Source organism: Haloarcula sp. CGMCC 1.6347 (assembly GCF_037078395.1).
In the GTDB taxonomy this organism is placed as follows: domain Archaea; phylum Halobacteriota; class Halobacteria; order Halobacteriales; family Haloarculaceae; genus Haloarcula; species Haloarcula amylolytica.
Genome location: NZ_JAYMGX010000001.1, coordinates 1407436 through 1428954 on the forward strand (window position 1 = coordinate 1407436; position 21519 = coordinate 1428954).

Annotated in this window: 17 protein-coding genes, 1 tRNA gene and 1 pseudogene; 10 read left to right on the forward strand and 9 right to left on the reverse strand. The window is 59.3% G+C overall.

All coding sequences use genetic code 11. From position 1 onward, the window contains the following. Positions 1-7: 7 nt before the first annotated feature. The 3 genes from VI340_RS07395 to VI340_RS07405 form a co-directional block, all read right to left on the reverse strand. Entirely contained in the window at positions 8-709 is a 702-nt protein-coding gene (locus tag VI340_RS07395; RefSeq protein WP_336358110.1) for an ABC transporter ATP-binding protein, read from the reverse strand. Positions 710-808: 99 nt separating this feature from the next. After that, positions 809-2497 carry a sodium:phosphate symporter gene (locus VI340_RS07400; RefSeq protein WP_336358111.1) on the reverse strand — a complete coding sequence of 563 codons (1689 nt, stop codon included), beginning with the start codon at positions 2495-2497 and terminating at the stop codon, positions 809-811. Between the two features lie 157 nt (positions 2498-2654). Beyond that, the gene (locus VI340_RS07405) at positions 2655-4730 is read right to left on the reverse strand and encodes a hypothetical protein (RefSeq protein WP_336358188.1); all 2076 of its coding nucleotides are present in this window, start codon (positions 4728-4730) and stop codon (positions 2655-2657) included. A gap of 209 nt (positions 4731-4939) precedes the next feature. Between VI340_RS07405 and VI340_RS07410 the strand changes: the two genes are divergently transcribed. Further along, entirely contained in the window at positions 4940-5953 is a 1014-nt protein-coding gene (locus VI340_RS07410) for a DUF1616 domain-containing protein (RefSeq protein WP_336358112.1), read from the forward strand. Positions 5954-6071: 118 nt separating this feature from the next. Then, positions 6072-6605: a metal-dependent hydrolase gene (locus VI340_RS07415; protein ID WP_239642276.1), complete on the forward strand. Its 534-nt coding sequence runs from the start codon at positions 6072-6074 to the stop codon at positions 6603-6605. 475 nt (positions 6606-7080) lie between these two features. Here the strand turns inward: VI340_RS07415 and VI340_RS07420 are convergent, their stop codons facing one another. From VI340_RS07420 to VI340_RS07430, 3 genes are all read right to left on the reverse strand, one after another. Beyond that, a complete protein-coding gene (locus VI340_RS07420; protein WP_336358113.1) occupies positions 7081-8745 on the reverse strand; it encodes a PGF-CTERM sorting domain-containing protein in 1665 nt (554 codons plus the stop codon). Positions 8746-9073: 328 nt separating this feature from the next. Beyond that, positions 9074-10348 (reverse strand): hypothetical protein, encoded by a 1275-nt coding sequence (locus tag VI340_RS07425; protein WP_008308983.1) that lies wholly within the window; start codon positions 10346-10348, stop codon positions 9074-9076. 627 nt (positions 10349-10975) lie between these two features. Beyond that, positions 10976-11059: transfer RNA gene (locus VI340_RS07430), tRNA-Leu, on the reverse strand. Between the two features lie 206 nt (positions 11060-11265). Here VI340_RS07430 and VI340_RS07435 point away from each other — a divergent pair. The 5 genes and pseudogenes from VI340_RS07435 to VI340_RS07455 all read left to right on the forward strand — a co-directional run bounded on the left by VI340_RS07435 (position 11266) and on the right by VI340_RS07455 (position 14144). Beyond that, positions 11266-11748, forward strand: coding sequence for a DUF309 domain-containing protein (locus tag VI340_RS07435; RefSeq protein ID WP_008308981.1), 483 nt, complete (start codon positions 11266-11268; stop codon positions 11746-11748). 45 nt (positions 11749-11793) lie between these two features. Next, positions 11794-12582, forward strand: a complete 789-nt coding sequence (locus VI340_RS07440; protein ID WP_336358114.1) for a succinylglutamate desuccinylase/aspartoacylase domain-containing protein — start codon at positions 11794-11796, stop codon at positions 12580-12582. A gap of 129 nt (positions 12583-12711) precedes the next feature. Next, positions 12712-12825, forward strand: a pseudogene (locus VI340_RS07445) (transposase); the annotation flags it as partial. Positions 12826-12881: 56 nt separating this feature from the next. After that, complete coding sequence (locus tag VI340_RS07450) at positions 12882-13367, forward strand: YbaK/EbsC family protein (protein WP_336358115.1); 486 nt, start codon at positions 12882-12884, stop codon at positions 13365-13367. Positions 13368-13577: 210 nt separating this feature from the next. Next, the gene (locus VI340_RS07455; protein ID WP_014040472.1) at positions 13578-14144 is read left to right on the forward strand and encodes a hypothetical protein; all 567 of its coding nucleotides are present in this window, start codon (positions 13578-13580) and stop codon (positions 14142-14144) included. Between the two features lie 52 nt (positions 14145-14196). Here VI340_RS07455 and VI340_RS07460 read toward each other — a convergent pair whose 3' ends face one another. Together VI340_RS07460 and VI340_RS07465 are read right to left on the reverse strand one after the other, a co-directional pair. After that, positions 14197-14964 carry a hypothetical protein gene (locus tag VI340_RS07460; RefSeq protein ID WP_008308976.1) on the reverse strand — a complete coding sequence of 256 codons (768 nt, stop codon included), beginning with the start codon at positions 14962-14964 and terminating at the stop codon, positions 14197-14199. Positions 14965-15021: 57 nt separating this feature from the next. Next, complete coding sequence (locus VI340_RS07465) at positions 15022-15543, reverse strand: metal-dependent hydrolase (protein WP_008308975.1); 522 nt, start codon at positions 15541-15543, stop codon at positions 15022-15024. Positions 15544-15912: 369 nt separating this feature from the next. On the opposite strand from VI340_RS07465, the gene VI340_RS07470 reads away from it, so the two are divergent. Both VI340_RS07470 and VI340_RS07475 read left to right on the forward strand, forming a co-directional pair. Further along, positions 15913-16152: an antitoxin VapB family protein gene (locus tag VI340_RS07470; RefSeq protein WP_008308973.1), complete on the forward strand. Its 240-nt coding sequence runs from the start codon at positions 15913-15915 to the stop codon at positions 16150-16152. Between the two features lie 1366 nt (positions 16153-17518). Beyond that, positions 17519-18736, forward strand: coding sequence for a Cdc6/Cdc18 family protein (locus VI340_RS07475; RefSeq protein ID WP_008308971.1), 1218 nt, complete (start codon positions 17519-17521; stop codon positions 18734-18736). A gap of 94 nt (positions 18737-18830) precedes the next feature. Here the strand turns inward: VI340_RS07475 and VI340_RS07480 are convergent, their stop codons facing one another. Then, complete coding sequence (locus tag VI340_RS07480; RefSeq protein WP_336358116.1) at positions 18831-19970, reverse strand: glycosyltransferase family 4 protein; 1140 nt, start codon at positions 19968-19970, stop codon at positions 18831-18833. Between the two features lie 282 nt (positions 19971-20252). Here VI340_RS07480 and VI340_RS07485 point away from each other — a divergent pair, with 282 nt between their 5' ends. After that, positions 20253-21518 (forward strand): sulfatase, encoded by a 1266-nt coding sequence (locus tag VI340_RS07485; RefSeq protein WP_336358117.1) that lies wholly within the window; start codon positions 20253-20255, stop codon positions 21516-21518. Position 21519 lies beyond the last annotated feature (1 nt).

Genomic DNA, 21519 nt, shown 5'->3' on the forward strand with positions numbered 1-21519 from the left:
CGGTTCGTTAGTTCGTCTCCGTGGACGGGCTCGCGTTCGGCGTCGAGGCGGTATCGGAGACGAGCGTGCCGCCGCGGATGAACAGCCGTTCGTCGAACCGCTGGGCCAGTTGCGGGTCGTGGCTGATGACGACGAGGGCGGTTTCCGTCGATTCCTTCATGCTGAACAGGAGGGTCAGCACCGACTCGGCGGTGTCCGGGTCTAGCTGTCCGGTCGGTTCGTCGGCGAGGACGATCTCGGGGCGGTTCGCGAGCGCCCGTGCGATGGCGACCCGCTGTTTCTCGCCCCCGCTCAGCGTCGCGGGGTACTGGTGTTCGAGCCCGGCGATACCGAGGCGGTCGAACAGCGTGTCCAGCCAGTCTGGGTCGCGGTCGCCTGCGTGTTCCTGCGGGAGCGACGCGTTCTCACGGGCGGTCAGGTCACCGATGAGCTGGAAGTCCTGGAAGACGAACCCGAGCGTCGTCCGCCGCAGGCTGGCGCGCTGGCGTTCGGACAGGGTACTCGCGTCCCGGCCGTCGATCTCCAGCCGGCCGCTAGACGGGGACTCTAGCAGCCCGAGGACGTTGAACAGCGTCGACTTGCCGGCCCCGCTAGGACCCTGAACGAGCATCGCCGCGTCGGACCCGACCGTGATCGAGACGCCGTCGAGAATCTTGGTGCCCCGTCGTGTGACACACAACTCCGAGCCGACGAGGACGGGGTCAGTCATTGTCGGCCTTTCTGCCGGCCCCGTATTGTATGCCACGGTTACATACCCGGGAGAAGTGAAGATTGGAGGGATCATCGAACCGGGTCCGTTCAGAACCCGTCAGCAACTCGTTCGGTTCCCGCCGGGCCGAACGAGGTACACGGAGTCGAGGCCGCGCGTGTCATAGACCACGTCGTTCTCGTAGCGCCACTCCGCCAGCGCCGCGGGCGTGGTCTTCTCGCTCGCTGCCGGGAACAGGTGCGCCCCTGTCGTCCCCCACGACGCCCGCGACAGCGTCGGGCAGTTGGGTTCCGTCCCACCACCGAGCCACCGGGCGGTCGGCTGGTACGTTCCGTTGGACGCGCCCGGATAGTACAGATCGACGATACGGCTGAACGGGTGGTCGGACGCCCACTGCTCGTCGACGTGGTCCGCGGTAAACGTCGCGGCCGCGAACTGCGATTCGGTCGCCCCGGTCGGGAACGCGAGCGTGTCGAGATTGACGAAGGCGATAGGCATCGTCGCAACTGCGGCGACCACGACGACGACGGTCAGGACTGTTGCGAGTCGGTGGCTGTGAGTCTTCGGCGTTCCAAGCCCGCCGTCCGGCGACGGCGACCACCGGTAGGCGACCGACGCGACGCCGATGCCGGCGAGGACGAACACGGGCAGGTGGACGAACGTCTGGCCCCGGAGCGCAGTCCCGTAGTACTCCGGCGTCAGCGAGGCGGTCAGCGAGAAGTACACGATGACAATCGGCGCCAGCAGCAACGCCAGTACGACCGGGCCGATCAGCCGGCGGTCGCGGCTCGCAAGCGGGAGGCCGACGACCGCAAACACCACCGGGACGGCGAAGGCCGCGACGAGCACCAAGAGGCCGGCCGGCGTGGTCTGTGTCCCGGGAAACACGGTCTGTACCGCGTTCGCACCCAGCGTCAGGAACCAGAGGCCGACCGCGCCGCCGATGGTCACCCGCTGCAGGCGACCGCTCGTCTGCTGGAACCAGACCAGTGTCGCCACCAGGACGACTACCCAGGCCAAGAAGAGCCCCGGATACGCGCTGACGCGGTCGACGTACGGGACCTCCAGAAGCGAGCGTTCTGCGATCCGGTAGTACCCCCACATGTACACCCAGAAGCCCGCGACGGCGACGAGCGCAGTGACGGCGTCACGACGCGACGGAATCCTGGCGAGATGGGCGGCTAGCACCCCCGTGAGTACCAGCGCAGCGATGAGCGAGCTGAACGTATGCAAGAGCGGGAAGGCAGCGAACAGCACGACCACAACTGCGCCCCATCGACGCCCGTATCGCTCCGTCGTGAGCAACCGATGGACGGCAATCGCAAACAGCGGCAGCAAGAGAAACGCCAGCGCTTCCTCATCCGTTTGTCCGGTCCGCCGGAGATAGATGCCTTCCACCGCGAGCCCCATCCCGACCACGCCCATCGCCAGCGTCGTCCGCGAGTGACGCCACCGACTCGACTGTGCGAGGCGTTTGACCAGCGCCATCGCCGTCAGGCAGGACGCTGCACCGGTGACCGCGACGACCGGCTGGGCGACGTACAGCGGCCGCTCACCGGTGAGTGCGCCGACGACCGTCAGGACAGCGGTAAACACGATGTTGTCCGCACGGAACCGCGTGAGGGGAAACGCCCCCGTTTCGAGCGTGTCCCTGGCCAGAGCGACGTAGCCGAATCCGTCTAGCGTCGAGGGCAGCGGTGTCCAGTGGAGCGTCGTCAACCGGGCCGCGACTGCCACGGCCAGCACAGCCACGATGAGCAGCAGTCGCCCCTTCCGGCCGTCACTCATTGGCGGGTCCTACAGCGGGTGGGTGTAAGATAGTTACCGCATTTCGACGGGCGACTCGGGAGCCCTGACAGTCTCTCGGTCTACTGCTAGCCCTGTTGGAAATCCGGGATTGCTGCCAGGCTCTAGACACACCCGGAGTGTCCATGACGATTAGCAGTCACTGGTCCCCGTTCGACTTGATCTTGCGGGCACGTTCGACGGCTGCCTCCGCGCGTGACGGATCAACCGATGTCGGTGCGAACGCCGCCGTCTCGAAGGCTTCGACCACCGTTTCGATATCCGCCATCCGTTCCTCGGGAACGCCGTGCTCCTGGCTCTGCTGGAGGAGTTCCCAGTGTGTCGCCCCCTCGTCAATACCGTTTTTCACCGCTAGCTCATCGTGGACTGCGGTGTACGCTACCATCGTTGCGGCATCGTAGTCCCCGCTATCCAGATACGTATCGACGCGGTCCGCAAACGTCGGACTCGTCGCGTTCGATGGCGTCGTCGCCTGGTCGGATCCACTCATCGATACCTCAGTTGCCTCCACCGAGGAAGTCGTGTTCACCTGGGATTGGCGGCGCCGCGACACGATAAACCAAGCCCCGACGACAACTGCAAGCGCTACCCCGCCGCCCAGGACGGGCAGCCAGCTGTATCCGATGATCCCGTTCCCAAAGGCTACTTCTGGGTTCTCGTCAGAGCCGAACAGTATCGCTACCAGGGTATCGATAAGCAGATCGCTATCCGAATCGGAGCCGACCGGTGGGTTGCCGCCGCCGGCTCCTGCGGCCAGCGTTGTCGTTGCGGTCGCGTTACCGAGGTTCGAACTCGGTTCGTCGTACGTGGCAGTAACGGTAACTGTCTCGTTGTTCTGCGGATATTCGAGGACGGTCTGGAACGACCCGTTCCGGTTCGTCTCGACGAGTTGGGTGCCGCCAGCACCGACCTGCAGGCGTACCGGGCGACCCGCGACAGGGTCCCCGGCAACGGTCTGGAGTTGCCCCCTGGCAAGGGCCCCATCATCCGTGCGTGACGCACTCACGGAGAGGGTCGTCTGAGTCTCGACGACGACAACAGGGGTCTCCGACTGGACGCCCGCAATCGCTCGGTTTTCGTACGGAACCCGAGCGACAACTACACGCTCACCGTCGTTTACCGACGCTGGGGCTCGGGTCGATGCTGTCGCCGTTCCGTTCGGTCCGGTCGTCGTTCGTGCAACGACAGTATCACCAACGGTGAACTCGACCGGTACCCCGTCGACACCTCTCGACTCGACTGTCACGGACGCCGTCGCGTTGAGTCGGTCGCCGTACCCTACCGTACCCGGTGCGATTTCGCTCGTCGCGTTCGGCGTCACCTGTTTCACGTCAATCGTGAACGTGGTGTCGTCGGACAGGTACACCGAGTCGGCATCCGGAACGTACTCGATCGGGATGGACTGTGACCCGAGTCTGGCTGAGCGTGGCCGGTACTGGGTTTCGAACACACCGCTGGAATCAGTTCGAACAGTTTGTGTCCGGTTCCCGACCCTGAGTTCGACCGCCTCGTCTGCGATGACCGAGCCGTTCTCAGTCCGTATCCGGCCGGAGACCGTTCCGGGATCGCTGAACGATGCAGTCGAGTCTATCGCCTGGACCGTGAGCGTCGTCCCGACGAGTGTCTCTTCGCGGATAACCGCCTGCGTCGTCGTAATGTTCTCTGTCGTCTCGTTGATCTCGGTCTGTCCCGAAGAGAGGTCGACAGACGTTGTGTTCTCTATCCGTTCGAAGTTCCGGTTCAGTTCTCGGCTCCTGTCGCTGATGTTCGACGCCGTTCGCTCCATCGCACGCGCAGTGATGCGAGCCTCGCGTTCGTTACCGCGCTCGCGTGCCGCCTGATACGCCGTATATTGCTGGCGGTACCGCTGTACCTCGTTCGTGAGATTCCGCTGGTTCTCGCGCGCGGCCTCGAACTCTCTCGCGGCGGTGTCGTCCGTATCCGACGACGTGTCACCGGCAACGTCGACGTACTGCTCCAGACGCTTGTCGTAGTCGTCGCCGAGGACGCTCTGCGCTTGCTCGTACTGTTCGTTCGATAGCGCGATGCTGCTGTTCTCCAGCCGCCCCCCCATCGTCCGAGCCAACCAGGCGGCCGTTTCATCGCCGTACTCGCCGTCCGACACCGAATCCGGGTTTTCCTGTTGCGTCTCGTTGTCGTCCGTCGGTGTCTCCACCTGCCGGTTCAGAGCCGGACCCCCATCGTCGGTCCCCATCGCTGCCACCCCACCAGCGCCCGCTGTAAGTCCAAGTATTGTCAGGGTGACGAACACGGCCCACGACTGGCTCCGGAACACACCGAGTTATTCCGCTGGGTTGATAAAATGCGTTCGGTTGGCTCATCGGAGACAGTTGCAGTCGTGTACTGAGACAGAAAGCGACGCAATCAGCTATTTTTTTACCGTGCCGACATGACTCATTGCCAATGGCTGAAACCCAGACGTGGAAACTACTCTTGCCACGTCAACTCCGCCACCTCCCGGCCGATCTGGCAGGCGTTATCGGCGTGGTGATTCTGACGAATCTGGCTGCCCTGCTGCCGGTCATCTCCGACACGCCGGTCCGCATCGTCATCGGGCTCGTGTTTGTCCTCTTCATTCCCGGCTATGCGTTCATCGCAGCGCTGTTTCCGGAGGCCGGGAGCGGCCCCACGGCCGACGACGAGACCGTTTCGGATCCCCGGGCCGACGGAATCGACGGTATCGAACGGGTCGCGCTCTCGTTCGGACTCAGTATCGCCCTCGTTCCCTTGGTCGGCCTGGTGTTGAATTTCACGCCGTGGGGCATCCGTCTGCTCCCGATTCTCGTGTCGCTCAGCGGGCTGACGCTCGTGTTGACCGCTGTCGCGGCTGTTCGACGCTGGGCGGTACCCGCTGACGAACGGTTTCGCGTCCCGTATCGCGCGTGGCTCAGTGCCGGCCGTGAAGAGTTGTTCTCGCCGGCCTCGCGGACGGACGCGGTCCTGAACGTGCTGTTGGTCCTGAGCATCCTGCTTGCGGCCGCCAGCGTCGGCTACGCGGTCACAGTACCAAAGGACGGCGAGCGGTTCAGCGAGTTCTACCTGCTGACCGAAGACGAAGACGGGGAACTCGTCGCTGACGGCTATCCGACGGAGTTTCAACAGGGCGAGGGTCGCTCGTTGATCATCGGTATCGGGAATCAGGAACACGAACGGAGTGAGTACACCGTAATCGCCGAGTTACAACGCGTCGAACGCGTCGGCAACGAGACCCGGGTTCGGGAACGATCGGAACTGCGGCGCTTCCAGCCGACGCTGGGACACAACGAGACCTGGCACCGTCAGCACGAGGTGACGCCCGAGATGACTGGGGAGGGGCTTCGGCTCCAGTACCTGCTGTACCGCGGGTCACCACCTGAGACCGTGGACCAATCGACTGCGTACCGGGAAGTCCACCTCTGGGTGAACGTAACCGGCTGACCCAGGTTCTCGTAGCGAGCAGCGCTCCCCCAGGTAAAACAGGGACCGACTTACTGCCCATTCTTTTGGGATCTAACCCGGCAAACAGCTTTTCCTTGCCTGGATCATTGGTTTCACCGTGTACCCCGCAGGCCACTTCCTCCTCGCAGCCGTTCCGCTGACGGTATACACGGTGGCTCGGTGGCATCACCTCCCGTCTGGGCCGATGGTACTGCTCTTGCTTGTTGCGACGCAACTCCCGGACGTAATCGACAAGCCGCTCGCGTGGACGTTCGCTATTCTTCCGAGCGGGCGCATGCTGGCCCATTCGCTGGTCGTCTCGCTACCCGTCCTCACCATCCTTGTACTGCTGGCTGCACGTCAGGGCTACGGGCGGTACGCAGTGGTGTTTTCCGCCGGCTACCTCTCACACATCGCCGGCGACTTCTATCCGATTGTGCGACTCGGGACGGACTACTACTTCTTTCCGAACCTGTTCTGGCCGCTGTTGTCGGCAACCCCCGATAGAACGCCGTCGTTTGCGGCGCATTCGCCCGACAGCCTGCTCTCGCTTGCCGTCCCCCTGGTCGTCTTCGGACTGGCCATCAGCTACAGCCTCGTGACGGTGTACCGGAGATACGAGCAGGTCCCAGCCGAAATACCACAACGGTAAGCCGTTCGCGGCCGACGGTCGTTGCCACTGAAGCAGTGGGTCTCAAGCGGCGGATTTCGGGCTCCCCGTCAGATATCGAAGCTACTGTTCCCGCCCATAGGGATCGCAGAGTGAAGCTGAAACGCCTGTCTCAAACCGGTGTCGCCGATTCGATCGGTGCTTCGCCGCAGCTGACACAGATATACTCTTCGTCGACGGTGAGCACGACCGGTGAGTTACACTTGATGCACTTGATTTTCGCCGCACGGGATGGCTTTGCGTAGTCCCCCATTGTATGTACCTTACATAGCAATGTTATATGTAAAATAACATAAAATTACCCCTTTCAGCAATATTGTATCCGCAGCCGCTAGGAGGGGATAACTCAGTTATGCAGGAAAGCTAGCTCCAGTTAGGTACACAACAGGAGAGAAATTCGTCAGAGAAAGAGATTCATCAGAGAATAGACAAATGCCGCGTAAACTGTGGAAGTTCCTCAGTCCCGACGTGCCAGGAATCCAGCGCCTAGCAATGCTAGCACCGCGACGAGGACGGTGAAACCGGGGCCGCTCGAACTCGTGGTCTCGACCGAGCCCTCCGTTCCGGTTGTGCCTGTCTCGTCGGGTTGCTGTGCCCCACCACCTGCGGTCGTGGCTGCTTCCGTTGGCACCTCTCCGTCTTCAGTCTCGACTGTCTCAGTGTCGTCGGTGTCGGTCGTAGCTTCGTCCTCAGTGTCTTCTTCAGTCCCCTCGGTATCGGAGTCGTCGTTCCCACTATCGTCATCGCTATCTCCGCTATCGCTGTCATCGCTCCCGTTATTGTTGTCGTCGTTGTCGTTGTTGTCGTTGTCGCCGTCACCGTTGTTGCCATCACTTCCGTCGTCGCCGCCGCCGTTGTTGCCATCACTCCCGTCGTCGCTATCGTCATCATCGTCGCCGGAATCGGTTTCGTTCGACTGTGATAGCGTGACTGTCCCGGTCGCGGAGTTGATATCGTTTGAGTCTTCGCCAACAGCGACGTGAACGTACGTGTACGTCCCGTTTGGCCAGGAGTCGAGTGTTTCGACGTCGACGGTGGTATCGGAGGCACCGGAGACCGTCGTCGACGAGGCGTGCATCACGTCATCACCGGTCGAATCCGGCGATGCTTCGGAGAGAACGAACCCGAACAGCCCGATCAGTCCCGCTGACGGCATCGCTCCTGCTGCCGTCGAGTCCTCACCGGTGAGGGTAGCGTCATCGTCGGCCGACGAGACGCCGTTGACGCCGTCGAAGGAGTTCTCGACCGTGACCTGGTCTTCCGAGAAATTCTCATCGATTTCGCCGGTCACACGGACGGTGCTCGTCCGCTGTTGGAGTTCGTCCTCGTCGAGTAGCAACACAGCGTGCGTGACAGAGTCGTCCTCCAGTTCGGTCTCGATATCGAGCGAGACGTTATCGCCAGCGGTGATATCGTCGGAGGTCGCATCGACCGTGGACGGGCTTTCCTGAACCAGCGTCTGTTCGACGCCGACGACGGTCACGTTCCCATCAGTCGAGACGTTGTTGTCCGAAACAGACAGGCCCTGTCCGTCATCGACAGTGACCAGAACGAAGCCGTAGGCACCACCCGAGGCAGGTGTGTACGACGTTTCGAGTACACCGTTGTCATCTATCGAACCGACACCCTCCGCGTCGTCTAGCAGTTCGACCGAGTTAGCGTTGGAGTCGTTCGTAAAGATACTAGCTAGATCAGTTCTGACGCTTCCCTCACTAAACCCGGCCGAAGATGGGTTTTCGGAGAGTCTGACAGCGAGTAGTTGCGCCTCGTCGCCGGCAAGTCCAGTCGTTCCGGCTCCGGTCGTTGATTCGAACGTCAGATCAACTGATTCGCCCGTTTCGTGAATCGTGTACTCCTCCCTGTTGAGGGGAACGTCACCGGTCTGAGCAGACTCGATGTTGATATACGTCTCCGGGGCTGCTATCGCCGTTGGGCCGCTGGAGGACGTCCGAAGCGGGAGCAGCGACCGTTCCCAGACATCCACGTTTTCCGTCACCGCTGTCGTTTGCCCTTCATCGACTGGCGTTGCCGCCGCCGACGTTACCGACAGGGGGGCGGCTAACACCAGCAGCACTGTCATCGCACAAATTACAGTGCGTTTTCCGTTTGTTGTTTTATACATTACTGAATTTTTTCGGAGGGGCGCGGTATAATTCTTATGCAGTGACATTCGACGCTACACAGTGTCATATGACGGTTACAAAACACGTACCCACTGTCTGGGGATTTTGCAGCGCGACTCGTGAGTCGTGTCTCGGCAAACTACCCTACTCGTATTTATGACAGGTCCCCGGTTTGACGCATTCCTTATAGTAAATGCTCGACAGCGGACCCGGGTTTAACAGCAATCGGCCAACAGTCGGCCGTGTCATCGAGTAGAATCTGCACACGTCGGCGCACAAAGAGGTGCTGTGTTCGGTGGACACCACCAGTAAAGGCCGCCCGATCAGTTACTCTACGTTCTCTTCGTCGTCCCCAGCATCACTCGGTCCGCCAGCGTTGTCCGGGGGACCGCCACCGTTGCCCGGGCCACCACCGTTATCAGGGCCGCCGCCCGGACTCACTGCCACCGTGCCGGTATCCGAGTTGAGAGTCCCGGTTTCGTTACCGACTGCGACGTGGACGTACTGATACGCACCGTTCGGCCAGGAATCCAGGGTCTGGACCGTCACGTTGGCGTCAGCGTCACCGCTGACAATCGTTGCAGAGGCATGGATAACGTCCCCGCCAGCGTCCGATTCGGCCTCGGAAACCACCGTGCCGAACAGCCCCTGCAACCCGATTGCAGGTATCGACTGGTTCTCGGAGAGGTTGAAACTCCCCAGTCCAGTGTTGCTCTCAACCGTCCCAACACCGCTGATGTTATCGAAAGAATTCTCGACGGTGATCTGGTCAGCCGAGAAGCTCTCGTTCAGCTCGCCCGACACAGTCACCGTGCTCGACTGCCGCTGGAGTTCGCCCTGTCGGACCAGCAGGACCGCGTGGGTGGCGTTTTCGTCTTCCATCTCAGTGTCGACAGCCAGCGTAACGTTGTCGCCGGGGTTGACCGGGTTCTGGGTCCGCTCGACGTTCGAGGCGTTGTCCTGCACCACGGCCTGTTCGACACCGACGACGGTCACGTTCCCGTTGACGGAGACGTTACCGTCCGATACCGATAGCCCCTCATCGCCCTCGTCGACAGTCACCAGAACGAAGCCGTATACGCCGCCCGATTCGGGGGTGTAGGACGCCTGCAGTTCGCCATCCTCGTCTATCGTGCCGACGTCTTCCGCGTCATCGAGTAGCTCCGACGACGTAGTGTCCGAGTTATTTGCGAAGACATCTTCGAGAGAAGCGCGGGAGATGTTACTGGCGTTTGCCCCTGCCGTAGTCGGTGCTTCATCCAACTTGACAGCCAGCAGTTGCGCCTCGTCGCCGGCAAGTGCTCTCGTTCCGGCACCGATTCTGGGTTCGAAGGACATATTTATCGACTCGTTGCGCTCGTGGATCGTCATCGTCTGCTTGTTGAGCGGCAAGTCGCCAGTCGCAGCTGATTCGACGTTGAGGAACGTCCGCGGTGCCACTATCGTGGTCGGCCCTTCTGACGTCGTTCTGAGCGTGAGCGGGGACCGGTCCCACACGTCGACGTTTTCGGTCACCGAGAGCGACTGGCTCTCAGCGACGGGGGTTGCCTCAACAGTGGTCGTCACTGATAACGGACCAGCGAGTATCAACGCGACTGCCATGACGAAGATGACAGTCGGCTTTATTATTGGTGTTTTTACCATTACTGAAATATTACTGAAGGCTGTGGTATATTTCTTGTGCAGTGATACTATTCTGAAGCCTTTAGAAGCCTTCTAGACCGATATAGTATATGAACTGAGATATAATTGGTTATTTTCTTGTAGTTATGAGTTTTTGATATATATCCACAAATAAGATGGTAACTAACCGATGCTAAAAGAGTCTAGATAATGTCTCAGTAACTGTAGCCCGCGTTTAGAGCGGTACTTACTGAACTGATCTGGGCAATTCACGGGAGAGCCAGCTTCATCGGGGAGGTGTCACAGGGTGCCGCATCGCTGAGACACGTCTCTAGCAGATCGGTTCGGAGAATTGCGAGGGAAGATCGCTCCGTGCGAGTCTTCCGGCACCGGTCGGCCGTCGTCTTCAGAGCGAGACACCATCGGGGTCGATGGCGTACTCGCGACCGTGACGATGGCCGCTCACTGTTTGCGAGGGACCGCGTCGGTCCAACAGTGCGAGGGAAGGGATTTGAACTACGCGGAGACGGGCAACCGCCCCGCCTTCTCTCGTTCAAACCCTTCCGTGTGCATCCTTCGGCGCCGCGTTGTGCGGCCCCTATACGATGCGAGGGAAGGGATTTGAACCCTTGGACCCCTACGGGAGCGGATCTTGAGTCCGCCGCCGTTTCCTGGCTTGGCTACCCTCGCACGCGTAGTGCATTCGGTACACATGGCGGTACGGTATAAATGTCGTACGGAAGCGACTCAGAGCCGGTGGGACACTGTGTCAGTAATTGAAAGCGTTTGCGTACTGGCCGCACTGCCGCCGCGCGATCAGGTGTGCATTGCGTTCCAATGGCGACTGTCGCCGATAGAACCGGTGGTTTGACCCACCGTGAACCAGTAGCGTAGGCATGGACGACCACACGCGCGACCCGACCGTCGAGGCCCCCGACGGGAACCCTTCGGGCTGGCGAACCGACGGTCAATGGGAACACGAGACGCTCAGGCGGGCCGTCGTCCACGGCGTCCGTCTGTACAACTCCGGGGAGTTCCACGAATCACACGACTGTTTCGAGGACGAATGGTACAACTACGGCCGCGGGAACACGGAGAGCAAATTCCTCCACGGGATGGTGCAGGTCGCCGCCGGCGCGTACAAGCACTTCGACTTCGAGGACGACGACGGGATGCGGTCGCTGTTTCGCACATCGCTGCAGTACTTCCGTGGCGTCCCTAACGACTACTACGGCGTCGACCTGTTAGATGTGCGGACGACGGTGACGAACGCGCTGTCGGACCCGTCAGCGCTCCAGGGCTGGCAGATCCGTCTCGACGGCGAGTGCCCGACGTGTCGCCCGGAGGACATCGAGTTCGCGGAGTCGCTCGAACATTGACCGAATCCGGATAATTCTAAAGGCTGGAAGCGTTAGCACGGACAGATGCGAATCGAGCAACTGGGAGACGGGGCTCCGGAGGTGGCCGTCGTGGGGAGCATCCACGGCGACGAACCGTGCGGTCGGGACGGCATCGAAGCCGTCCTTGCCGACCCGCCGGAGGTCGAGCGACCGGTCAAGTTCATCATCGCGAACGAGGCCGCCCTCGACGCAAACAAGCGATATCTCGATACGGACCTCAACCGATCGTTCCCAGGCGACGCTGACAGCGAGTCCCACGAGACACGGCTGGCCGCGGCTCTCGCCGCAGAACTCCACGACTGTACCGTGCTTTCGCTGCACTCCACACAGTCCTACGACGGAATGTTCGCCCTCGTCGACGATCTCACGCCGGAAATGGCGGCACTCTGTAGCGCCCTCTCCGTGGACGCCGTCGTTCAGACGAAAGGCGCAAACGAGGGGCGATTGTTCGCGACGGTGGACTCAGTCGTCGAAGTCGAATGTGGCTATCAGGGCTCCGCGGAAGCCGCCGAGAACGCGGAGCAGGTCATCCGGGAGTTCCTCGCTGCCACTGGAGTCACCACCGAGTCACCGCCACAACGGGAGACGCCACTGCCAGTGTTCCAGCTTGGCGAGCCGATTCCGAAGGCAGCAGCAGAACAGTACGAGGTGTTCGTCCGGAACTTCGAGCCAGTGCCAGAGGGGGACCCTGTGGCAGCAGCCGACGACGAAACTGTCGTCGCGGAGGAGGCCTTCCACCCGGTGTTGCTCTCAGCCTACGGCTACGAGGACGTGTTCGGCTTTACCGCGGATCGGATCGGGATGCTTGACTGAGACGGGTTTGCCGCGGGGTTTCGGTCCGGTCGTGACTTCACCGTCGGATTAGGCATCATTCTGGGCGACGACTTCGTACGAGGTGTACTCGATCTTGTCCGGGTCGAGTAGTTCGTCCTCACAGCATGAGAGATGCGGGAACAGCACGAACTGTTCTTAGAGGGGTATCTGTGGGGCGGTGGGTTCTGGGAGGAATCGTACTACGTTGGGACGGCAGGCGACGTTTCGACCGACACGATTGAGCTATCGTCCTGTTCGTCTTCGGCCCCGTTTTTACAGAGGAGGTGCACAGAGGAGGTATGCACGAACGCGCTGCGGAATTCGCGGACCGGGCCCGTGACCGATACGGAATCGACCTCGATGTCTCGGAGTTCGAGTCGGGAACGGAAACAGCCGCAGCGGCCGCCGAGGCCATCGGCTGCGAGACGGCCGCCATCGCGTCGACCATCGTCGTCGCACTCGCAGGCAGTAATCGCGACGGTGACCTCGTCGCCGCAATCACGAGCGGTGCGAACCGCCTTGACCTTGACGCGGTCGCGAACCACTACGGTGCAGAAACCGCGTCGATGGCCGACCCGGGCGACATTCGGAGCGTCGTCGGCTGGAGCATCGGCGGCGTCCCCCCGATCTGTCACGATACGGCCCTCCCGATCACGGTCGACCCGACGCTCGCCGAGTACGACGTCGTCCACGCTGCCGCCGGCACACCGAGCGCGGTGTTTGCAGTCGAACCGGACCGGTTGGTGGACCTCGCCAACGCCGACGTCGTCGACCTCACAGAGTAGCGCCGACGGTGCGGCCATCCATCGTGTCAGGCTTGTTGGCACTCAGACCGAGGATCGAGTCCTGGCCGTGGAACCGGCCGTCAGTACTCGGGGCAACGGCCGACAGACGGACGAAACATAGCAGGAGCGTTTGTATCGCCAGCTGCGATGACAGATCACGAACATACAGAAGAGGTTTACAACCGCAGATGAAACCGAGAAGACGCTACTATGCCCTCCAAGCAAGCCGTTAGTAGCCTCGGGAGTCTACTCGCCGTACTCGGACTCTCCGGGGTCGCAACAGCACAGCCTACAGCCCCGGGTGGAGGTCTTAGCCCGGCGCTCGAAGTCGTTCTCCGATTCGGTGTCGGGTTCGTCATTCTTGCAGTATTAGGTGCTGCAGCCGCCGCTATCGGCCCGAAGTATACGACTAACGCCGTGCGGGAGATTCAGAACGATCTCGGCGGCGCAATCGGCTGGGGAGTTCTCGTCGGCATTTTCCTCCCCATCGGGCTGGTGATACTCGCGCTGACGGTTATCGGCGCTCTGATCTCGATCCCCGGGCTGCTTCTCATCGGCATCCTGGGTATCATCGGTACCGGCATTACTGCCGTCTGGGTCGGGAACTCGGTTATCGGCGATGACGGGACAGTGAGCGCAACAGATGGCGTCGCTGGCGGACTGTTACTGGCCGTCCCGTTCGCAATTCCGGTCGTCGGTGGCCTCCTCCTCAACCTCATAACGCTCGTCGGCCTCGGTGTCGTCGGCCGCGGGCTGTACGAGGACTGGACGGACTGAGCGAGTTTCTCGCCCACCGTTCAGCGGTTTCTCTCTGTTGCTGACGAGTGGGTCAACTGGTACCGGGACAGCCGAGTTCGTAGGGGTCGTCGTACACCTCCGGTGGTACCGAGATTTTGGTCGGTTCGTCGAAGTCAGTGTATCTGAGCGTAATTGTCGCGGTTGCGGTCGCGCCTCGCTGTGAGATTTTTAGTCGGAGTTCCGATTTTACTGGCTGGTTCGTTTCCGGGTCGAGCCAGAGTCGCGCCGTCGCGTTCTCGAGCGAGCCGCGGTTGAGCGCCATGTCGCCAGCCTGTCGGCGATTCATCAGTGACTCGATAGTCTCGGCGCTCGGGGACGCCGTGACGAGGACAGTCCGGTTGCCGTCGAGCGTCTCGTTGCCCCGCCAGTAGACGTTCGAGCGTTCGAAGAGCAGTACTTGCCGATGGAGCGGTGTCGCGGTTGCCCACGGCTCGGAGCGCGAAACGTTCTCGACGCCGTAGCCGTCCCAGGGTTCCTGACAGCCCTGGTACGCTTTGTACCCGTCGACATAGGACTCAACCGTTTGGTCTTGTGTCCGCGTCGTCGCTTGCATCCGTTTTTCCGAGACGTTCACCGCACCCTCACCATCGACTCGCACGGTCCGTGACTGCTCACCGTCAGACGCAGTTACGTGCATATCCATTCCGAATCGGTACGCTTCGACGGCGGCGACAGTGCTGTTCGCCTCCTCGACGGCCGCGACGGCGCGTTCGTCGCTCGGCGGCGGACTATCACCCACGAATGTGCCACAGCCAGCGAAGAGGGCAACGAAGCAGACGGCGAGGACCAATCGTCGCATACGATACCGTCGTTCCCCGTCGGTCTAAAATATCATGGATCCGACTGGTGAGAGCCCTCAAAACAATCTGAAGTCGAGTTGGGTCTGCAGGTCCGCTACTAGAATGTACGCCGCCAGTGCGAGAACGAGCACGGAAAACCCGGTCCAGAGGTGGAGATTCACTGCACCCTCGCCGACCCACTGCGGGACTGCCGGGCGCATAACGGGCCGCTGGAGCGGCCAGAGCAAGTCCGACGACACGTACGGGTCCGGGCGAAGGAGCTGTCGGTTATCAGCCACCAGATGTGAGAGATGGGCGAACGCGAACGCCGCCCCAAGTCTAGTCCGATCCGTTCGGACCGCATAGGCGACGACGGCAATCGAGAGCGGAATCGCGAACGGAAGCGAGTGCATAAACACCCGTCCAGAGGGAATCAAATGGAGTTCGTACGCCAGTGGCTTGTCGATGAGATCCGGGAACTGGCTGCCGAAGAACGTCACTGCCAGTAAGTGAAGCGTTGGGAGCTGTCGATCGCGGAGAAGGGCGTATACTGCGACGGGAAGGAGGGCGATGATGAAATGTTCGATTGGGAGGACCATTCTCTGACTCGGTAGTAGTGCTACGTTGATGTGGGAGGAAATACCTTGTGTGGGAGAGAAGTCTGCGTGTCGCATGGCATTCTCTTAACGAACAGCCAGTGCGCCCGTGGTAGTGATTCCCCACCGTGTCGAGTGCGTTCCAATTGATTCATACGGACCTCGTGGGAAGCGGTACTCTATCGCTCTCCTACCCAGTCGCCGTCTCGTCGAGTGTCTCGAATGTCCCCTGTATTGGTATCTGAACCCGGGACACACGACGTAGCGTAGTACTGCAATCACAACCTTGTCGCAGAATAGCAGACCCCTCAGCCACCTCCACGACAGTACACAGTCGTCCGAATAGATATATTCACAGAAAGTCATACACAAATGCCGAGTAAAACAATTAATCTCAAAGAGGAAACGTACGAGCGGTTGCGTCGTAAGAAAGGCGAAGGTGAGAGCTTTAGCGACGTTATTGATCGTATCCTTACCGAAGAGGAACATCCACTGTATGGATTGGTCGGGTTGGCAGAAGATGACGAAGTAGCGCAGATTCAAGAGAAATCCCGCTCATTCCGTGATGATGTCGATAGACGCATCAACGATGAGAGCCAGATTGAACAGTGATTCTCGATGTATGCTTTTTGACTGATTTACTCGCTGAGGACGCCGGAGCAGTTGCAAAACTCGATGAGATCTCCGATGAACTACTTGTTGTCCAACCCTAGTCTATACCGACGTCGGGATCGGTATCGACCCAACGACAACGACTGGCCAACAGTTCGATGAGATTCTCGACGACAGTCCGTTAGTGCCATACGATAGTGAAGCTGCGCGTCGTGCCGTGGACGTTCAACGTGATCTTGCTCGCTCCGGGGAACAGATTGGTGCTGTCGAGGCAATGATCGCGGGGATTGCTGTTGGCCGTGATGAACCGGACGACCTCGTATCGAGGACAGCTCAGTGACTCCGATCAAGATGCTGTTGTACTTCCTTGAAAATACCCATGTGGCCTACCGTTTTGCTGATTGTCTCGATACAGGGAGTGGATTCGCAGCAAGAGCGTACTCGTAGTACCGTCCTCCAACGTCGTCTGTATCCTACTCAACCCAACTGGTGATTCCCAGCATGGCGAGCTCGTGTAGGTAACCTTGCATCCACCGAGGGAAGAGTGCACCTGTCACCGCCCGGTGGTGAATGACGTCGTACCGCGCTCGAATCGCTCGTGTCCGGACTGTCGTATCGCTTCCCTCGTGAGCTCTCATATGGACTACGCGGCTGCTGCCGTGGGTGGTGCTTTGGGGTGGATCTGCCGTTGGTACAGGTGTGCTGGTCCTGCCTGACTGGCGGAAAGCTTGTCCCGGACACACCTGATACCGAGTGTACTGGCTGGTTGTCATTGTCTGTCCGATAGATTCTCGTCTCAGACACACCCCACACCGAGTGAAAGATCGGATCTCCACAGCGTCTCTGATGAGCGGCAAGTAAGCGGGTTTCGGGACGAAAAGCGGACTGAGACAAAAGCCGTGAAGTTGCGGGTTGCATCGAATATGCAACCCGACTGCGTTTTATAATAGTCCACAAATGGATCTCGCAGGCACGCACCAAGTACCGAGTGTACTGACCGCTGATCGTCGTTGACAGAGAGATACTCGTCATGAGCGGATCATGAGCCGAACGTAAGCTGTGTATTCTCGGCCAGTCGTTCGGCGTTTACTGTAAGTAGACGCTGCGCCAGTGGTGAAATGAGGGTAAGGTACTCCGATCTAGATATAGTCCATCGTGGACTGCATGCCTTCCCGCGCGTGACTTCAAGTAGCCTAGTGTGGGCAGTAGGCGATTACACTCGGTAGTGGGTGTGTGAAACTCCACTCAGACATATATAAACATATGTGAAAAGCTACTAAAATGGTTTTAGACCGATTTTACTAAACTTCACTCGTTGCTTGGTCGCTACATTTATCATACAGGGACGGATTTGATAGAGTAAATAATGTCAGACTCAGATGAGGATGATAATATCTTCAAAACCGGCGGAATATTTGCTAACAGGGAACTGGTACGCGTCGGCCACGTCCCCGATCTGGAGCGAGTCGTTGGGCGGGACGACGAAGTCAGCGCTATCGGGCAAGCACTCGGTCCAGCAACGGTCGGCGGCCCACCGGAGAGTACGATCATATACGGCAAGACCGGAACCGGAAAGTCACTCGTTGCGAGGTGTGTGTCTCGTGAGGCTCACTTCGAGGCACAGGCAAACGATATCTCGTTTCAGCAGGCGTACGTCGACTGCTCCGATTATCAGACCGACGCAAAGGCAAGCCGGGAGATGGCACGCAAACTAGTGGCGAGCCTCGACGCAGATATCGACGTCCCGCGTGTCGGGATCGGAGCCGCCGACTACCGTGACATCACCTGGGACCTACTTGAGGAGTACAACATTAACTCACTGGTCGTCATTCTCGATGAAATCGACAAGTTAGACGATGATGAACTGTTACGCAGCCTCTCTCGGGCTCGCGAGAGCGGGAAGGCAGAGACACACGTCGGCGCCATCTGCATCAGTAACAAGATCGAATATCGCGAGCGCTTGAGCGAACGCATCGACTCAAGTCTGCAGGAGAACGAACTCGTCTTTGACCCCTACGATGCTGGTCAGTTACGAGCAATCTTGGACAACCGGACGGATGCCTTCGAACCGGACGTGTTGGAGCACGATGTGATCCCAAAGGTCGCTGCCCTCTCAGCCAAAGAACACGGGGATGCACGGAAAGCGATCGATACGCTATACGAAGCTGGTCGTCTCGCTGAGAAACAGGGGACGGAGACAGTCACAGTCTCGCACGTCGATGACGCCGTCCAACGAGCGGAGGTGAACCGCTTCGAGAAACTCGTGCGTGGGACGACGCCGCATGTGAAATACATCCTCCGAGCGCTGGCGCTACTTACCGTCGACAACCCAGCTCAGGAAGCTTTTCGAACTCATCAGATCTATACGCTTTATTTAAAGGTCGCTGAGCAGGCTGGAGCGGATCCACTCTCCGAGGATCGCGTGTACCGGCTGCTGAAAGAACAGTCGTTTCTCGGGGTGACTGAGTCGAATCACACAGGGGGTGGACAGGGTGAAGGGAGCTACCTGGAACATCGACTGCTTCGGGATCCAGAGGTTGTCATCCAAGCCATTGAGAGCTCAGCGAAGGGCGGGGACCCATGACGATGTTTCACTCGTTACGAGGTGTGTGGGTCGGCTTCGATATTAAACCGCAGAGGGGAGCCAAAGCGCAGTTCCGTTTCCGCTAGAGTTCATGTTACCACGACCCGTCAATAGCTCGCTGATAGACGGTTTCGGCCTGATCTGCAACCGCATCCCAGTCGTATTGCTGCGCACGTTCGACGGGATCCGTCGCTGGGCGGTCACCACCTAAAACATCGTCGAGTGTTTCTGTGAGGGAGTCAACAGTAGGATCAACGAGGAAGCCCGCACCATCGATGACTTCGTCCGCTGCCGAATCCGGGTGGTCAGCAGCAATCACGGTGCAGTCGGCGGCCATCGCCTCGACAAAGGTAATTCCGAATCCCTCTCTCGTTGAGGGAGACGCGAATATGTCTGCAGCCCGCATATGGCCGAGAACATCCTCGTACTCTTCAAGAAAGCCTAACATCGAAACGCGGTCGGCGTGTTCCAGTGATTCGCGTTTGGTATCCAGCCGGTCACGCTCCGGGCCGTCACCGATGATCCCCAGCGTGACGTCATGCCTGTCGGCGACTGCATCGAATGCCTCTAGCAGAATGTCGACGTTCTTGTGCTCGATCAGTCGACCTGCGAAGACGATGTCGTAGCCGGTGTCGGGGCGGGGGGCCGTCTGGACCTGCTCGGTATCGAGCCCGTTTGGCACGACCTCGATATGCTCGCGATTCGGGCCGATGTCAGCGAGGTTGTCCGCTGTGATGCCCGAGACCGCGATCGGATGCTGGGGCGTCTTGGCAGTGAGTTGTTCGACGAGTTTGCCACCCGGAGCGAGCGGGCCAAGGTACTCCTCCCAGTAGTCGCCCCAGACCTCGTGCCAGGTCGTGACCACTGGTGTGCTAGTCCCGAGGCTAGCAAGCTTCGTCGAGAGTACTGGAAAATACGGGAAGACGCTAGCGATCGCGAGGTCGTGTTCATCGTCGCTGAGACGGCGACGGAGCGGAGGGAGTGCGCGAGCCGCAAAGTCGATGGCTTCCGTGATGGACCGGCGATCGTCTTCGTAGAGCTCTGCTTCTGGGGCAACTGCACGGAGGGTCATTCCCTTGTGGGTGATCTCTGTTGGGCCGTCCCAGAAATGTCGGCCGTAGATGGTGATGTCGTGGCCCTCGTCGGCGAGGCGGGTGCCGATTTCGTGGATGCGTTTCTCAGCGCCGCCTTTCACATAGGGAAATATCACATTACTGATAAAAGCGACATCCATCGTAAGGTAGCCGTATCGTCACGGGGCGGCATCTTGAACGCAGCGTTTCAAGAGTGCCGTTCAGTTTGTCACATTCCGGTCTTGATAAGGGACAAGTAGAGTACTCTTTCCGAAACCACACAGTTGGTTGGATCAAACAACTAAACAAAGCCAGCCTACACGAGTGCTTTGCCGACCCACGGAACTGATGGTTTGTTTCGCTAATTGGTCACCTGATATTCAGGACACAATAACTACTAGCTTCGGAAGAATAAAATCATATCCGGAGAAAAGATCGGATACATGACTGCTTCCCCGCGGAATATCATCCTGCTTTCTGCGGATGCACTTCGTGCTGACCACCTCTCCTGTTATGGCTACCACCGTGAGACTTCACCTGTACTTGATGAGTTTGCTGAGGAGAGTATTCGGTTCACAAATGCTTATAGCGCTAGTTCACACACACGCGAAGCGGTCCCTGCACTGTTGACCGGGGAGTACCCCGATGTGGCAATCAACGATAGCTACCGGCTTGCAACGGAGACAATCGCTTCCCAGCTTTCGGAAGCTGGATTCGCTACTGGCGGATTCCATTCCAATCCATTCGTCTCGAGAGCATATGGATTCGATCAGGGCTTCGATACGTTTGACGACGATCTTCATTTCGGCCAGCACAAACTCGTCGCTCTGGCCCAACGCGCACTTGACAAACTACGAAATCGCCATTATGCTCGAGCCGAAGAGATCAACGAGCGGTCACTGTCGTGGATTGATTCGCTGGATTCTGACGAGCCGTTCTTCCTCTGGAACCACTACATGGACACCCATGGACCGTACGAGCCGCCAGGTGAGTACGCGACGCTGTATGCAGACAAGGAATTGTCTGGCCGCGACGCCCAGTCGCTGTATCAGCGTGCCATTGACGAGCCGGAATCGATCACCGAGGAAGAACGTCAGCTGTTGATTGATCTGTACGACGCTGAAATCCGTTACAACGACGAGTATATCGGTGAGTTCCTGAAGGAACTCCAAAGTCGGAGTTTGCTGGAGGAGTCGCTATTGGTGGTCACGGCTGATCACGGGGATGCGTTCGGTGAGCACGGGTACTACGAGCACCCACGGTACTTGCACGATGAGATAACGCACGTCCCACTGTTCGTTCGAGAACCCGAAGGAACTGATAAAACGGTAGAGACACCGGTAAGCACGTTAGATATTGTGAGTACATTCAAACGGATCGTCGGGCAAGATATTGATTCCAGGCGTGTCTCATTGCTAGACCAATTGGGTGTTGACCGAACGGTATTTCTCCAAGCCCGTGGTGAAGACGAACACAGCCACATTCGCCGATACGCGCTTCGGACACAGGAAGGTTCCTGCTTCTGTGAACGGGATCGGGGGAGTGGTTCGATTGAGTTCAGGGAGTGTTCGAACCGCTCACTCCGTGAGGATCTTGAAGCACACGTTACCGAACGAGTTCATCTCGAAAGTGACGGAAATGCGGCTAACGAAGACGAAGTAGATGAGGAAATTGAAAGGCGATTAGAAGCACTAGGATATAAAAAATAAT